Here is a 14,256-nt window from a genome sequence, read left to right as displayed (position 1 = left end):
ACATTGGTGATCCTTATTGCAATACTAAAAGATTGGGCAAATAACGAAGACGCGAATATAAGAAGATTTGCAGGCAAAACCAATCCTCAATTTATTGATGAAGTTTGCAAGAGATGGAAAAAAGAAAGTCCAACAAAAGAAACAGAATATATTATAAAGAAAGCATTACGGACAATTGAGAAAATAAATTTATAATTTGATGAATATTTACAAGATCCAATAACAACAGGATTTATTAATGACGCCGGGGAATTCTTCGCAATCCGAAAACTAAAGATTTGCCCGGGTAAATAGGTGCGTAGCATTAATTTTTGATTTTATTCCTGTAAGCACTTAAACTTAATCCTTTATGGCGCTTGAAAAACTTATTGATATGGCTTTCGTCGGCAAACCCGAATTCATCGGCTATTTCGTGAACTCTTTTATCGCTGAAGCGTAACCGGTGCTCGATCAGTCGAATCCGGTATGAAGAGATATACTGTTGTATTGATTCATTGCATTGCTTTCTGAAATAACTCCCAACGTAGGTGTCAGACAAACCGAATTTTGCGGCAATTACATTTATTTTAAGTAATTCAGGCTGGCGTATATTTTCCTGGATATAGTCAATTATTTGTAGTATTCGTTTGTCTGCGTTTGGTGAAATATATTCAGGTTTCATAACTGATATATTCCGGGCAGCAATTACGATAATGGCATTAACTAAATGACGTATTAGATCTTCGCCATAAATAGACTCCTGTTCCAATGTATGCATTAAGTTCTGCATCAAATTAGCAACCATGCGTTTATCTGCCTCGTTGGCTAAAACAGAACCCGAAAAATGAGAGGCATAGTACAAAAGACATTCTATGTGGTCTATACTCTGCCAATGATAACTTTTAACATAAGATGGGGCAAATCGCACGACCATAAACTCACACACTTCATTCAGATCAAAAGAGTGGTAATCATTGGGTGTGATTAAAAAAAGATCCTCTGCTTCAAAAGAAAGTTGATTGCCATTGATTCCATGCATTCCTTTTCCTGATAATACGTAGACAAATTCGAAAAAATTAAATTCCTGATTCCGTAAGGGACAACAGTCTACCTTTTCGTAGTATACATCTAATGAATTATGGATATTTTCTCTTGCCATAACGCAAAGATACCTAAATAGACTGGAAATGTACCTGTATTCCCCTTATCTATCAGTCTATATTTGCTGAATAAATATTTGGAAAAATTAAAGCAGATAGTAAAATTGTAGTAAACGTGTAAATAATGTAGATATGGAAAGTACAATGAAAAATATTGATCCGGCATTACGGAAAGCTATTTCAAAGAGTTCTTATAATCAGATAGATTATGAAAACCTGTTAGCAAATAACCCTGCGCAAATCAGAAAAGAGGAAATGAACTTATCAATGATAGAAGAGCCTCTTGAAATTCCACCGCAATTGGATGTGGAGAATATATTTATCCGGTCTTCTGATAAATCCAGCAAGATCCGATTGAGAATATACAGACCAAAAGGGAAGCAGAATTTACCTGTATTGTTGTATTTTCATGGTGGTGCATTTATATATGGCACTCCCGAACAATATGACTTTATATACTTTCGGTTAGCTTCAGAAGTTGATCTGATGATAGTTTCGGTGGATTACCAGTTAGCCCCGGAACACCCATTTCCAGCAGGTATGGAAGATGGTTATGATGCATTATTATGGTTGTCAGAATATGCCGACAAAATAGGTGGAAGCAATCATAATATCCTGATTGGTGGAAGCAGTGCAGGAGCAACAATTGCAGCATCTGTTACGCAGCTGGCGAGAGACCTTCAGGAAGTGGAAATCCGACACCAGTACTTGTTATACCCTCCCATGAGCCAACTTTTGCAAACATCATCTATGAATGAATTTGCAAATGCCCCAATGCAAACCAAAAGAGCTGCAGAATGGATGTGGAAACATTATTTGCGACATAATACAGCCCAGCCTCCAAAATATGCAGTTCCTTTACTGGCAGAGGATTTCAGTAATCTCCCAGACGCAACAATCATTGTTTGTGAGTTAGATCCACTAAAAGATGAAGGAAAAATTTATGCCCGGAAATTACGGAACGCGGATGTTTCGGTCAATCTGTTGGAAATAAAAGGGGCAGTACATGCTTTCGATTTTTTCCCGTGTTCCTTATCCGGTAATTTTTATGCACAGCAAATTGAATCATTCAAACAAATTTTAAATCAATAGAAATGAAAAAAATACTGGTTATCAATGGACATCCGGATAAAGACAGTTTTAATGCTGTCCTTGCACAGTCGTATATTAAATCTGCAATGGCAGCAGGCTCGGAAGTTCGGTATATTGCAATCGGAGAGCTGGACTTTAATCCAAATCTACAGTTCGGTTATCGTCAAAGAATGGAATTGGAGCCGGATTTGGAAAAAGCATTGGAAGATATCCGATGGAGCGAGCATCAGGTGTGGATCCATCCTTTGTGGTGGCTTGGTATGCCGGCAATTATGAAAGGATTTTTTGATCGGGCATTTCTTCCGGGGATCACTTTTAAAAGTGATAAACAAGGAAATAAAGATGGATTGCTGGAAGGCAGAACGGGAAGGATAATTACAACGGCAGGAGATCTATCCCTCGATACCTATGAGGAAATATATGCCGCTAGCGGACTTGTACAATTAAAAAAGGGAATTTTAGAATATTGCGGAATATCCTCTATTCAAGATAGTTTTATTGGGCCTCTTGAAGAATTAGATGAGAGTGATAGACGAAAATGGATTGTCCGGATAGAAGATTTTGCTACATCTGACGCTGTCTAGAAAAATTTATACTATTTTTTATTTGAAGACGCTTCCGGAAATTACGAATAGAATAAAGAGCCTCCATTGATTTTTTATTGAAGAAGAAATTAAAAAATACACATCAGTTACCGGAAGTCAAAATTGAAGACTTTGATGCGGTATTTTATCCGGATGGGCTGAAAAAGAATGGCGGATCATAGTAAAATCGACGACTGGGCTCCTTATGCAGTTGTTGACGGAAAGCTGGTCACAGGACAAAATCCTGCCTCTTCTGAGAAGGTGCTGAAGGGTTATTGAAACTTATCTAAACAATAAAAAAATAATCATTTTAATTAAAAAAGTGAGATAAAGCTAATCATGGTCGGAAGAAAAATTCTTCCGACCATGACTGGCAATAAAGCAGCCTTTCTGTTATATACTATCTTATGAATTTTGCTGAATAGTTAGATTTGTAACCAAACCTATGTTAGATTACTATGCTTGGGAGCGCAGTTCACCAGAGAAGCTGATTTCTGCTAGTTTATTTTAACCAGTTCCACCCGTCGGTTTTTTGCTTTATTGTCTTCAGAATCATTGGCAACTAATGGACGTTCAGCACCAAAGCCCTTAGCTGACAGGCGTGATTTTGCTATATTCTGACTTATCAGGGCTGCCATCACGGCATTGGCCCGATCGGCCGACAAATTTTTGTTATGTGCTGCATCACCGGTATTGTCAGTATGCCCTTCAATGATAATTTTTAGATTTTTATCTTTGTTTAAGGCTTCTGCAATCTGGCTTATGACCTCTTTACCATCTGCTGTAATGCTGGACTTGTCTGTATCAAAATTAATATACAGAATAGATTTCCCGCTTTGAGCAAGGTCTTTCACGATATCATCTGCAGTAATCTTGCTGATAGTTTGTGTAAGAGCCTTCTGCTGTAATATATTCAGTTTAGCACCAGCATTTGTAGCAGAATACTGGACTAAAATGTTTCCCTGATCTTTGCTTCGGATTGCATAAAAATTAATTTGCTCATCTGCATAACCAATGTCACCCTCGCCGCCTTTATTAGGATCTTTTTTCTGATAGCGCTCATATTCCTCCTGCGTTATGGTGCCAGAGTAGACTTTAACGGCGCCAATTGATTTCAGGTAACCATCCATGCTTTTTTCAAAATAGTGCTGAGAGAATTCTGTACCCTGCTCACCTGTGATATTAGCCTTATACAGTTTACCCTCAAAGGCTTTCATCACTCCTTTGACCGGGAAAAAGCATACATCAAAATCCTTTTGCAGTGGTTTGTTCATTTCCTTTAATCCCTTCGGTAAGCTGAAAAACGGGAATACACCAAGATCAGCCTTGGTGTAGGGTAGTGCTTCGAAGCTAAATGCTGTTGTAGAATCAGTTTTTACCTGTTGCTGAGATGCCGGTACTTCTGCCTGATCAGCTTTTTCTTTGGCCTTTTGTTTACAGGAAATAACAGTGGCAGCCAATGCAAATAAAATTACTGTTTTTTTCATAGTGTATAAATTATGTTGATATTAATGAAGACATTAATGAATTGACAATTTCCGTTTTTTTTAATTCTTGAAAGTTTTACCTATAAGTCGCTTTTGCCAATGTGATAAGTTATTGCTTGTTTTGTTTAATCAATCGTTCCAGCTCATCATCCAGGCTTTTGGTTTTTCCTCCACATCCATTGAGGATCACTTTTCCATCAGGTCCGATTAATATTTTAGCTGGCGTGCAAACCACATTTTCCTTCAGTTTGATTTCTTTATTCACTCCTTCAGTATTATCGATTTGTTTAAACCGTAACTTCGACTCTTTGAAAAGCTTTTGCGTTTCCCGCTCATCTTCCGAAAACCCTTCGGCTATACCAATTATTGGGAATTTGTTTCCAAAGCGCTGATAAGTCTCATTTAATTCTGCCACCATATCATAGTTTTCTGACTTTTTAAGATGATCAATTGGGTAGACAAATACGATCCAATATTTACCTTTATTTACTTCGGAACTAAATTTACTTCCATCAACGGTCTTGGCAGAAAAATATTTTGGACTGCTCCCGATATTAAAATCTATATCGGCTTTATTAGCAGCAATGAATTGTTTCGAACGCTCTTCTTTATCCTGGCCGTTGCAATTTAGGAAGAATGGAATACTGGCAAAGAGAAGGAATGTTATTTTTTTCATTGCAGTTGTATTAAGTTTGCTAAAGAATAGAATCCATTTAATGCTAATTTACAAATTTATATTTAGCCAATTTCCGTTTGTGACTGTGATTTATCAGAGCATATTTTATTTTAGTCAGAGTGCAACTTTCATTTTTCGATTTATTAATTCCATATTAAAGCAATATCAAACGGTCTAAATATTGATTGGAACTAACCATAAGATAATTGCATACAATTCAAAAAAAGTCAGATAAAATTAACCATATGAAAACGATTATTATATTTCTTATTCTATTTTCCAATTGCGCTTTTGCCCAGCAGCAAATACCTGTTAAGGAAGCAATTCCGAAAGGCGGCCTACTAAACCAGAAAATCAAGCAGACGAAATGGTATTTTAATACCGATGAAATCAGTGATAATAAACTCGATTTGAACAGCAACGCAGCTCAACCAGACATACTTGATTTTGTAGACGCCAGTAAATTCCTTATTACCTTGCGGGATGGCACAAAACTTAGCGGGACATACCAGATTTTCGACCTGGGGGATATGGGAACTCATACTGCACCGAAAAACTACAAGACCTTTAAGGTGAATAAAACTCAAAACTTAGACAGGCGTGCGACGAAACTAGCCACATTTTTACAACAAGACCTAAATGTACACTACGATCTAGAACAAAAGACTATGGATTTTATAAGTAATGATAACGGGCCAATTGTTCCGTCAAGCTGACGTTATTATAATGCATATTGTTCAGAAGGAACTGCTTTCTAAAAGTGTTATATCCAAGATTGACTGAAGAGGGAGAAAAAGTTCAAAAAATAATTATAGAAGAAATTTTGATAGACAGCAGTAAATAGAAAGAGGAATAAAATTATAAATAACTTTTTAGATTCTTATGTTTTCATTTTCTATAAATATGAGTGATCACGCCACTTCCTATCGTATTTGAATTAATAAGAAGGTCGAAATCTATCCCTTCATATATTTTTTCTAATGCTTCTTTAGCTTCCAACAAAATAATATCGGCAACGACAGTATCTCCTGGAAATACAAGTTCTGTTTCTAAAAACGTTTGGTTGGCAATAAGATCTTTGTTATCATACGGAAACCTGATAACGGTTCTGAAACCGGAAGAAACCGGCGTTACAATACCGCCGTCTTCTGTTGCAAGATAAGTCAGTGTAGCTTTGAAATGGGGCTTTTTTTCCATTCTGTAAATTTATATGGAATAATCAATCATCAAACCTTGAACCGTTCTTACGGACGATAATAAATTTTCTGATAAAGTGAGTTTGAAAAAACATTTAGGTGAAACCCTTCAAAGCTTTTGAAGGGTTATAAGGAACAAGTAAAGTTTAGTAGGTTATAGAGCCCCAAAATCCAATTGCTTTCTTTAGGATTTACAAGGATAATCAACTCATTGCAGCTACACACCATCAATTTAAGTCATTTTTGTAGCAAATCTATTGATACTTTACAGCAATACACAACAGGTATTTCCTTTCTCATTCATAACTTTCATAATTGATATATAAAACACAATTTGGCAGTATTTCTTTCATTGTAATGACATGTCCCAAAAGATATTCTCTGTCAGGATTTTCAGAAGTAACATACAGCTCTTTTAAATTTTTAAGATTGGATAGTCCCGGTAAATCTTCTAATTGAATTTTTGTTTTTAAAATGTCCAGATATTCTAAATCAACCAATTTATTAAGATAAGGAACAGATTCATTGGTGATGTTTTTATGATCCCTTAAAGTAAGCCGCTTTAATTTTTGGATATTGCCAATATATTTTACTCCTTCATCCGTAATGAGCGTAAATTTAAAATAGAGCTGATGAATAACTGGAATCCTGGATGTTATATAAAATAAAAATTCATCGTCAGTCTCGTCATCAATACCACTAAAACCATCAGTTTCTAAAGGAATATCAGCCAGACTTCCAATATTGAAATGGCTTCGCCAAAAGTGCTTTTCTTTTCCTTTTAGATGCATGATGAGATTGGTTTGATTTAGTTTTTCTAAAATTCTAACGGTTTTGTTTATTTGATTTTATTTCCGTTTTTATCTATATAATATGCATCCCCTAAAAAAACGGGAACTCTTGCTTTTCCTCCCTTAAAATCATCAATCGTTAAATCATATTTTAATGGAATTACTTCTTTTCCGTTTTTATCAATAAAACCATAATTACTACCAATACTTACACAAGCAAGTCCTTCTGAAAAGAATCTCGCTTTATTATATTTTAGTGGGACAATTTGTTTTCCGGATTTATCAATAAATCCCCATTTATCGTCTTGCTGAACAGCCACAAGCCCTTCCGAATAGTTATTAGTGTCTTCATATTTTGGCGGGATAATTTCTTTTCCGGTCTGATCGACAAACCCCCATTTACCATTCAGTCTAACCGCCGCAATTCCTTCTGCAAAGTCTTTGGAGTAATCATATTTTGGCGGGATAATTTCCTTTCCGGACATATCGGCATAACCATACTTATCATTCAGTCTAACCGAAATAATACCTTCTGAAAAGTCTCTGGCAAACCGGTCATATTTTGGCGGGATAATTTCTTTTCCGGTCTGATCTACAAATCCCCATTTATCATTTAATTTAACAGCAATAATCCCGTTTTTATATTGCTCTGTATAACTAATATTTTTACTTTGTTCATCGTATTTTGGCGGGATAATTTCTTTTCCTGTCTTGTCGATAAACCCCCATTTGTCGTTCAGTTTAACGGCAATAAGCCCATTTTTGTAGTCTTGTGAATAATTAAGAGTGTATTCGTACGAATCATATTTTAGAGGAATAATTATTTTACCGCTCTGATCTTTGAAGCCATATTTACTTTTTTTAGTAAATGGTTCCAAACCTTGTGCATTTACTGCACATGTTGTTACAATTAAAAGGCAAATTGTGATTAGTTTTTTCATAGTATAAAGTTTTTAGTTAATTTTTATTTTTAAATTTTTCTTGTGCCACTTTGGCCGCTTCCATCTTTTTAGGATCGGGTTCTGTACATGTATAATGATCGGCTATAGCTTTTATTTTATCTGCGGTTTGCTGATCAGGTTCAAGATCAAAACCATACAGCTGTCCATTATTTCCGGATATTAGCCATATGGTTCTGTTTTCCAGCAATATCTGTTGAGGATTCCATTTTGTTAAATCCACTTTTCGCAAAGGTTTCTTGTTTATAAAATCATACTGTATTAGAAAATTCTGATAGCAAAACCAAACACTTTCAGGCTGAAGGGCTAAAATGCTTCTGTACGTATCAGTAGAAAAATCATCAGTAGGAAATTCTTTTTCAAGATGCAGCTGCAACACTTTCTTTCTGTTATTGCCCAGTATCAAAAGTTGATTTTCGCTTAGTACAAAAGTGTGAGTGTCATTAGTTTTCGTTTGATAATCGGTATTTGATAGCTTATTTTTCTTTAAAAAATCACGGGTAATTTCTTTACCGTCGTGCGTTAAAAATTTATAGTTTTTTATAAAAATTTGAGTGGTATCAAGATAAATGTGTTTTTTGGATTTTGTTTTAAGGAAATTTCCATCGTATCCTATCTCAAACCAGTTATCATCTTCGGCATTTACTATAATTTTATCTTTTAAATAAACAGGCTGCACGTCGGCTCCAAACCCAATATTTTTTTGCCAGACTATTTTATTTTCATCCATATTGTAAGCCACCAGCAGACCTCCATCAGCAAGAGCTGTACTGTACATGATGTTATTTAAAAAGAAAGGTTTTGTATTTAAAGATGTAAAAGGCAGATCTTTAATTTTTTCGCCTGTATTTGAATTGAATTGTACGACTCTTGTAACTCCATTGTGATACTTCTCGTAAAAAAAAGTATTGTCATACGGATAAGGAACTGTCTTTGAATTTGTAACTGCGTCTATTTCCCAATTTATTTTTCCTTCTTTTTTATCAATAGAATACATTTTTTGATTCGGCGCATTAAAGAGAACATTGTCGCCCGCCATAATTATGGAACCTGAAAGTCCGCCTGGTTTAAAACCATCAAATGCAAAATCTGATCTGTAAATTTCCGTTTGCGAAAAAACATTAGAGCAGACAAGGAGCAAGCACCATTTTAAAAGATAAAATGAATTGATTTTTTTAAACATGGTCCTGTTTTTTACAAGGTTAACATTTGTTTTTACAAAAATAAGTTAAGTAAGGAGCAAAAAAAATACTCCTTTTGGAGTATTTTTTAATGAAAAACTTAAATAATACCTTGAATGATGCAGTTTTTTATCAGCTCCGCCGTATTTTTAGAATTCGATTTAGTCAGTATGTTATTCCGGTGTTTCTTTACTGTTAAAGGGCTGATAAAAAGTTTTTCCGCAATTTCTGTATTGTTAAACCCGTTTCCTATTAACTTGATAATATCGATTTCTCTTTTAGAAAATTCTCTGTTTTCTTTATTTTCTTCATCAAGGCTTAGATTCATAAAGGAAGGCTCACCGTTTAAGCCAATAAGGGATATTTTATATGTATTGAAATTACTCAAGTGATCTATCCGGGTATGGATGTTTAATGATTTCCCGAATCCTCCATTGTCATCCATAGTCAGCATTAATGCCTGATGATTATACAAAACATATTCTCCACTTTTTATTTTGCATCTGTGGCTATAGCTTATTTTATAATTTAATAGTTTTTCACGTCCGACATTTTCTAAAAAAAATCTAGTCAAAAATGCTTCTGCTTTTACTACAAAGTCGATATCATCGGGATGGATGGCACCTAATATATCGTTAAAAGATACAGTCTCCGGAGAAGTATTGATGAGTTCCCATTTGGATTTAAACAGATGGCTATCCGTTAGGATTTTCACGGTAAACTATCTTGCCGGAATCCTGCGGTGTATCAAGGCTGATTTGGTGTTTTGTACCAACTTTTTATGCAAAGATTTAGTCCGTTTTATGATGAATAGTCTTTCTCAAAAATTGATCGTCAAATGTTCTTGGAAAAGGATTACAAATCCATTTTTTGTGATAAGGAACCAACATATGAAAAGTATTAAAACCTGCGCCTGAAAATATTTTCTCTGCATTGCTTAACAACGATTGAGAAGGTTTTTGTTGAAATAAAACCAAATCTTCAGAGCTGATATTTTCTTGTGGAATAGCAGTTGCTGTTAAAATCACAACTTTCTGATTGGTTCTGTACATCTTCGCAAGCCTGTAAAGATGAATCACTTCCGTTAAAGGCTGACTATGGATGATGAGATAATAAGGCGTTTCAATCGTTATAGAAATTTCTTCTGAAATATTGTTCTGATAATCCATATATAGTATTTTTCCGGATCGAAGATGAGAGAGATCTATGCCTTTTTCCATTACAAAAATCTCATCAAAATCAGGAATATTAGGATTTTTGTCAAAATAAGAATTTGATAAAATCCTCGATAACAATATCTTTCCCCCTTGAAAATGACTTAATAATGAAGACAATTCGCCATAGAATCCTGTAGGGAAAACATCTACAATAAAAGTATGGATATTATTTTCAGAAATTAAATTTTCTAAAAAAGGCAAAAATTCCGCAGAAGAAAAAAACAAATCTTCCTTTTGAACCAAATTCCAACCCGATTTCCAAAATTCTGAAAAGACTGAATTGGTCAGCAAAATACAGTTTTCCGAAGCATAATTTTGACGTTTCAGAAAAGAGGTCACCCTTTTGAGATGACCTAATCCTGAACCATAGGCGTAAATTAATATCACTTTTTCTGATAAAGAAATTCGGTAAGAAGTAATAATCTTTGATCCATCGGAATCTGATCTATACTCAATATTCCCAACGCAAAACTGTCAGAAGTTTGAGAGATTTTATAGGCTGGCTGTCCGTTTACAGAGATTTCATTGCCTGCAACTTTCATTGTATTAATAACCTTTCCGTCTTTAGAAACTTCGATCGCGCCGTTGTTACTTCTTACTTCATAAGGATTCAAATTTTCTTCGTTATCAGCAATTTTGATTTTGTCCGGATAGGTTTTTACTTTCCAAAGAAGTTTGGAACTGGTATCTCTCAGCTTGTATGTATCATCTTTTAGCTTCACTTCGTAGTGTTGTGTACCATTGCTGTAATATTTCCTTTTGTCTTCTTTTTCTTTTGCAGTATACGTTTCCGACCCCAACTGAACTTTCGGAGGATTCACCGTAAAACCACCGATTGCTTTCCCATCTTTATCAGAAATAATATAGTCTGCAGAGTAGTTGCCGGCTTTGGTTTCTGTTTTCTCCGTAGTTGGAGAATTGCTGGTTGGGGTTTCCTTTTTGCAGGAATTTAAGCTTAAAAAAGACACTAAAAACAGGATTGCAATTTTTTTCATAACGTGAATAGGTTTAGATAGTTTTGTATTTCGTTTTGTTCTGTAAACTTTTGACTGACAGTGTTATAAATTTCATTTTTCATTAATTCCTTATCATTTTCAGTTAAATGATGATAGTTAATCAACACATCCAGCAAGGCATTAGCTTCCAAAGGATGATATAAAAGCCCCGATTTTTTTTGCCGGATAACGTCCGGAATCCCGCCAACTTCGGAAGCAATAATCAGCTTTTTTGATGCGCCGGCTTCTAATAAAACATTAGGCATTCCGTCATACAAAGAAGGGATGCAGACAACATCTGCCATCTCATAAAAGCTGCGCATTTCGTATTTGGAGATAAACGGAAAGAGTTTAACATTCAGATCAAAATTATTGATAAAAAGTTTAACCTCTTCGGGCAGATCACCAATCATCCAGAGTTCGTATTCGCTTTTGAAATGAAATTGATCAAAAGACTCGATGAAATGACGGATTCCCTTCTTGAATTTAAGTTGTCCTGCAATGAGAATCACCTTTTTGCCGGTTAAGTCCTGCTTTCTCTGATAAGTCTTCTTTTTTTCATTTTCATTAAGATTCCAAAAAGAGGCATCAATTCCGTTTGGTGTATAAAACACTTTTTTTGAAGGGAAAAGTTTTGCCATTTTTTCCTGTTTCTCCGTACAGACAGACAGTATCGCTTCCGAATGTTCCAGGGCATAGAAAAGTGAGTTTCTCTTTTTGGAAAATAAGCCTTCGTCAAAATCATTTCCCCGGATACAAGTGTACAAAGGTTTCCCGAAAAACTGACTGATGACAGGCGTCCACATCATCGGTAGATATCCGCCAAAAGCTATAATTGCATCAACATCTAAAAATTCCTTTTTCTTTTCCAGAAATAATGTCGCCAGATTCAGCGTATATTCTTCTGTATCATAGATGCCAAGCGCGCTGTATTGTCCGCCGGTTTCCGTCTTTATCACATAAGGCTTCTGCCGGTTGGAAAAGTGCAGGACGTGTACTTCACAACCTTTTCTTTTCAGATTCCGGACAATCCTTCCACAGGATTCTGCCATTCCGCCTTTGGACGGAGGATAGTTTTGGGTTACCAGCAACAGTTTCATAAAATTTAGCTGTCAAATGGTGAGGAATCGGCAGAATGATCGGAAAAATCTGTGAACAAAACCGTGTCAAACAGTGCGCCGTACTGGCTTGCCATCGTCACCAGAAACGGATATTCGGTATGGAACCTGTTCATCATTTTTTTCCTCCAGACTGGCCGGTCCGGCGAGTATAATTCGATCTTGGAAGTCAGCCTGGGGTCCAGAACGGCTTTGCACGTCAAACAAAGTTTTTGATCTTTGCCATTTTCATTCTGAAGGAAGATATGATTTTTGCAAACATTTTTGTTGCAGTTTGCGCATTGTTCCGTCGCAACAGCAGGACAATCGTCCACGAGAAACAGACCTAATTTTTCCTGACAATTTATATTTTGATCCATAATCTCAGTCTTATTTTAAGGTAAAGCATCCGTAGCAGATATTAAACAAATTAACGACCTCCAAAGAAAAATATTCTACGGAAAACAAAGGCGTGGAATTGTACTGATAGGCACTGTAATCATTTGGATTTTCGTCCTTAACATCAAATTTCCTCCGCGCTTTCATATAATAAAATGATTCATCTTCTTCAAGTTGGATATCAGATTTATTAATGTCGGTTTTTAGCTGATAGATGGATTTCGGAAGTTTTAACTTTAGAATAAAAGGATAGACGGATTTGTATTTCTCCTTCGTTTTTCTTTTTCCACTGAGTCCTTTCTTCTTGATAATACGTTTTCTCACTTTTTCCACAAAGCTGAAGCTGACTTCTGCGCCGTCTTTCAGTGTGCAGTATCCTTGTCCTATTTCTTTTTCATAAAACTCCTCTTTGCCAGAGATGAAACCTGGTGTTTCAAATGTAGCGTCCTCAATGGATTTCAAATGTTCTACGCCTGCCAATGTTTCCTTCACATTTGCAGTAAAGTGGATCGTTCCCAATTGTGGAAGCTCTTCTTCTATCAATGTAAATAAGGCGGAAAAGTAATCCGAGAAAAAGTCATAACCATCTGTGTAATTCTTTCTGAATTCTCTTCTGTACCGCGAATCCATTATCAAAACTACCACAAACAAAATGATGTTGACTGCAATCCAGTAACCTGGAACCAGAAAGATCATTGCAATGGCAATAATAAAATACGCAATCCAAAGTGTGTTGGTTTTTTTCTTTCTCTTTTTTAGGGATAGTTCACGTTGCAAAACGCACATTCTGAAGAATCTGATCCATTTCAGAGGTGTTTTTTTTGAACTGAAACCACGGTGCAGATGCGCTCTTTCAATAGGCGCCATATCTTCCGTAGTCAACTGGATATTATAATATTCTGCCATAGTTTTACATTAAATTTCGATATACTTTTTGTAGCTTTTCATTGTGATGATTCCAGGTAAACTGCTGTTGGAATCTGTTGAATGCATTTTCAGCTTTCTCATTTGCCGATTCCGGATTATCCAAAACAAAACGGATGCATCGGCTGAGATCCAGCTCATCTTCCGGCCAGAAAAAATAAGCTTCGTCTTCTGTCAGCAATTCTTTGGTTACGGGAAGTTCTGCTGCAATAATCGGAGTTTTACAGGCCATAGATTCCAGGATTTTGATGGGACAACAGCCTTGCACTACATTTCTGTCTCCAAATTTTAGTGGAGCAACGGATGCTTTAGCGTGTTGGATGATGGAGTAGAGCGCATCTTTCTCCAGTTCATATCTGAAAATGACCTGATCCTGAATTCCAAGATTTTCAATTAATTTATGATAAGGTTTTGTCACTTTTTCTTTCACGGAAGAGCAAATAACCAATTTCAGATTTTCATAATCTTCCAGATACCGGAAAGATTTCAGCAAAACATCCAATCCTTGCCACGGTTGCA

At 35.8% G+C, this 14,256-nt stretch carries 17 protein-coding genes and 1 pseudogene; 4 read left to right on the top strand and 14 right to left on the bottom strand.

The annotated features are described in order from the left end of the window. Positions 1-90 precede the first annotated feature (90 nt). Positions 91-195 (top strand): annotated as a pseudogene (locus IX38_RS22715) (DNA alkylation repair protein); the annotation flags it as partial. Between the two features lie 109 nt (positions 196-304). Here the strand turns inward: IX38_RS22715 and IX38_RS20135 are convergent. Continuing rightward, positions 305-1,138: an AraC family transcriptional regulator gene (locus IX38_RS20135; protein ID WP_034707760.1), complete on the bottom strand. Its 834-nt coding sequence runs from the start codon at positions 1,136-1,138 to the stop codon at positions 305-307. A 145-nt stretch (positions 1,139-1,283) separates the two neighbouring features. Here IX38_RS20135 and IX38_RS20130 point away from each other — a divergent pair, with 145 nt between their 5' ends. Next, a complete protein-coding gene (locus IX38_RS20130; RefSeq protein WP_034707774.1) occupies positions 1,284-2,231 on the top strand; it encodes an alpha/beta hydrolase in 948 nt (315 codons plus the stop codon). A gap of 2 nt (positions 2,232-2,233) precedes the next feature. After that, positions 2,234-2,815 (top strand): NAD(P)H-dependent oxidoreductase, encoded by a 582-nt coding sequence (locus tag IX38_RS20125; RefSeq protein WP_034707759.1) that lies wholly within the window; start codon positions 2,234-2,236, stop codon positions 2,813-2,815. A gap of 497 nt (positions 2,816-3,312) precedes the next feature. On the opposite strand, the gene IX38_RS20120 is transcribed toward IX38_RS20125, so the two are convergent. Together IX38_RS20120 and IX38_RS20115 are read right to left on the bottom strand one after the other, a co-directional pair. Continuing rightward, on the bottom strand, positions 3,313-4,302 hold the full coding sequence (locus tag IX38_RS20120; RefSeq protein WP_034707758.1) for an OmpA family protein: 990 nt from the start codon (positions 4,300-4,302) through the stop codon (positions 3,313-3,315). A gap of 109 nt (positions 4,303-4,411) precedes the next feature. Next, the gene (locus IX38_RS20115; protein ID WP_034707757.1) at positions 4,412-4,978 is read right to left on the bottom strand and encodes a peroxiredoxin family protein; all 567 of its coding nucleotides are present in this window, start codon (positions 4,976-4,978) and stop codon (positions 4,412-4,414) included. A 245-nt stretch (positions 4,979-5,223) separates the two neighbouring features. On the opposite strand from IX38_RS20115, the gene IX38_RS20110 reads away from it, so the two are divergent. Continuing rightward, positions 5,224-5,694, top strand: coding sequence for a hypothetical protein (locus tag IX38_RS20110; RefSeq protein ID WP_034707756.1), 471 nt, complete (start codon positions 5,224-5,226; stop codon positions 5,692-5,694). A gap of 172 nt (positions 5,695-5,866) precedes the next feature. On the opposite strand, the gene IX38_RS20105 is transcribed toward IX38_RS20110, so the two are convergent. The 11 genes from IX38_RS20105 to IX38_RS20055 form a co-directional block, all read right to left on the bottom strand. Beyond that, positions 5,867-6,175: a hypothetical protein gene (locus IX38_RS20105; RefSeq protein WP_034707755.1), complete on the bottom strand. Its 309-nt coding sequence runs from the start codon at positions 6,173-6,175 to the stop codon at positions 5,867-5,869. Between the two features lie 295 nt (positions 6,176-6,470). Further along, positions 6,471-6,965, bottom strand: a complete 495-nt coding sequence (locus tag IX38_RS20100; RefSeq protein ID WP_034707754.1) for a hypothetical protein — start codon at positions 6,963-6,965, stop codon at positions 6,471-6,473. Between the two features lie 47 nt (positions 6,966-7,012). Continuing rightward, entirely contained in the window at positions 7,013-7,906 is an 894-nt protein-coding gene (locus tag IX38_RS20095) for a WG repeat-containing protein (protein ID WP_051884954.1), read from the bottom strand. Between the two features lie 16 nt (positions 7,907-7,922). Further along, positions 7,923-9,107 (bottom strand): PQQ-binding-like beta-propeller repeat protein, encoded by a 1,185-nt coding sequence (locus IX38_RS20090; RefSeq protein ID WP_034707753.1) that lies wholly within the window; start codon positions 9,105-9,107, stop codon positions 7,923-7,925. 98 nt (positions 9,108-9,205) lie between these two features. Beyond that, a complete protein-coding gene (locus tag IX38_RS20085) occupies positions 9,206-9,820 on the bottom strand; it encodes a response regulator transcription factor (protein ID WP_051884952.1) in 615 nt (204 codons plus the stop codon). A 76-nt stretch (positions 9,821-9,896) separates the two neighbouring features. Further along, positions 9,897-10,709, bottom strand: coding sequence for a hypothetical protein (locus tag IX38_RS20080; RefSeq protein WP_131368735.1), 813 nt, complete (start codon positions 10,707-10,709; stop codon positions 9,897-9,899). Next, positions 10,706-11,317, bottom strand: coding sequence for a hypothetical protein (locus tag IX38_RS20075; RefSeq protein ID WP_034707751.1), 612 nt, complete (start codon positions 11,315-11,317; stop codon positions 10,706-10,708). The genes IX38_RS20080 and IX38_RS20075 overlap by 4 nt, the downstream gene beginning before the upstream one ends. Then, positions 11,314-12,417: a glycosyltransferase family 4 protein gene (locus IX38_RS20070; RefSeq protein ID WP_034707750.1), complete on the bottom strand. Its 1,104-nt coding sequence runs from the start codon at positions 12,415-12,417 to the stop codon at positions 11,314-11,316. Before IX38_RS20070 ends, IX38_RS20075 begins: the two co-directional genes overlap by 4 nt. A 5-nt stretch (positions 12,418-12,422) precedes the next feature. Continuing rightward, a complete protein-coding gene (locus tag IX38_RS20065; RefSeq protein WP_034707749.1) occupies positions 12,423-12,794 on the bottom strand; it encodes a hypothetical protein in 372 nt (123 codons plus the stop codon). Positions 12,795-12,804: 10 nt separating this feature from the next. Continuing rightward, positions 12,805-13,719: a hypothetical protein gene (locus tag IX38_RS20060; protein ID WP_034707748.1), complete on the bottom strand. Its 915-nt coding sequence runs from the start codon at positions 13,717-13,719 to the stop codon at positions 12,805-12,807. Positions 13,720-13,723: 4 nt separating this feature from the next. Next, positions 13,724-14,256, bottom strand: a 533-nt coding sequence (locus IX38_RS20055; RefSeq protein WP_034707747.1) for a glycosyltransferase family 4 protein, incomplete at its 5' end; no start/stop codon positions are given.

Origin of the sequence: Chryseobacterium luteum, from assembly GCF_000737785.1 — a bacterium.
Classification (GTDB): Bacteria; Bacteroidota; Bacteroidia; order Flavobacteriales; family Weeksellaceae; genus Chryseobacterium; species Chryseobacterium luteum.
Note: the sequence above shows the minus strand (reverse complement) of the source record. Positions and strands in the feature narration are given on the sequence as shown.

Excerpts from the sequence above, each read along its gene's own strand:
- IX38_RS20130 (WP_034707774.1), top strand. The coding sequence starts at position 1,284 with ATGAAAAATATTGATCCGGCATTACGGAAAGCTATTTCAAAGAGTTCT.
- IX38_RS20060 (WP_034707748.1), bottom strand. The coding sequence starts at position 13,719 with ATGGCAGAATATTATAATATCCAGTTGACTACGGAAGATATGGCGCCT.
- IX38_RS20135 (WP_034707760.1), bottom strand. The coding sequence starts at position 1,138 with ATGGCAAGAGAAAATATCCATAATTCATTAGATGTATACTACGAAAAG.
- IX38_RS20070 (WP_034707750.1), bottom strand. The coding sequence starts at position 12,417 with ATGAAACTGTTGCTGGTAACCCAAAACTATCCTCCGTCCAAAGGCGGA.
- IX38_RS20095 (WP_051884954.1), bottom strand. The coding sequence starts at position 7,906 with ATGAAAAAACTAATCACAATTTGCCTTTTAATTGTAACAACATGTGCA.
- IX38_RS20075 (WP_034707751.1), bottom strand. The coding sequence starts at position 11,317 with ATGAAAAAAATTGCAATCCTGTTTTTAGTGTCTTTTTTAAGCTTAAAT.
- IX38_RS20065 (WP_034707749.1), bottom strand. The coding sequence starts at position 12,794 with ATGGATCAAAATATAAATTGTCAGGAAAAATTAGGTCTGTTTCTCGTG.
- IX38_RS20115 (WP_034707757.1), bottom strand. The coding sequence starts at position 4,978 with ATGAAAAAAATAACATTCCTTCTCTTTGCCAGTATTCCATTCTTCCTA.
- IX38_RS20105 (WP_034707755.1), bottom strand. The coding sequence starts at position 6,175 with ATGGAAAAAAAGCCCCATTTCAAAGCTACACTGACTTATCTTGCAACA.
- IX38_RS20100 (WP_034707754.1), bottom strand. The coding sequence starts at position 6,965 with ATGCATCTAAAAGGAAAAGAAAAGCACTTTTGGCGAAGCCATTTCAAT.
- IX38_RS20125 (WP_034707759.1), top strand. The coding sequence starts at position 2,234 with ATGAAAAAAATACTGGTTATCAATGGACATCCGGATAAAGACAGTTTT.
- IX38_RS20120 (WP_034707758.1), bottom strand. The coding sequence starts at position 4,302 with ATGAAAAAAACAGTAATTTTATTTGCATTGGCTGCCACTGTTATTTCC.
- IX38_RS20110 (WP_034707756.1), top strand. The coding sequence starts at position 5,224 with ATGAAAACGATTATTATATTTCTTATTCTATTTTCCAATTGCGCTTTT.
- IX38_RS20090 (WP_034707753.1), bottom strand. The coding sequence starts at position 9,107 with ATGTTTAAAAAAATCAATTCATTTTATCTTTTAAAATGGTGCTTGCTC.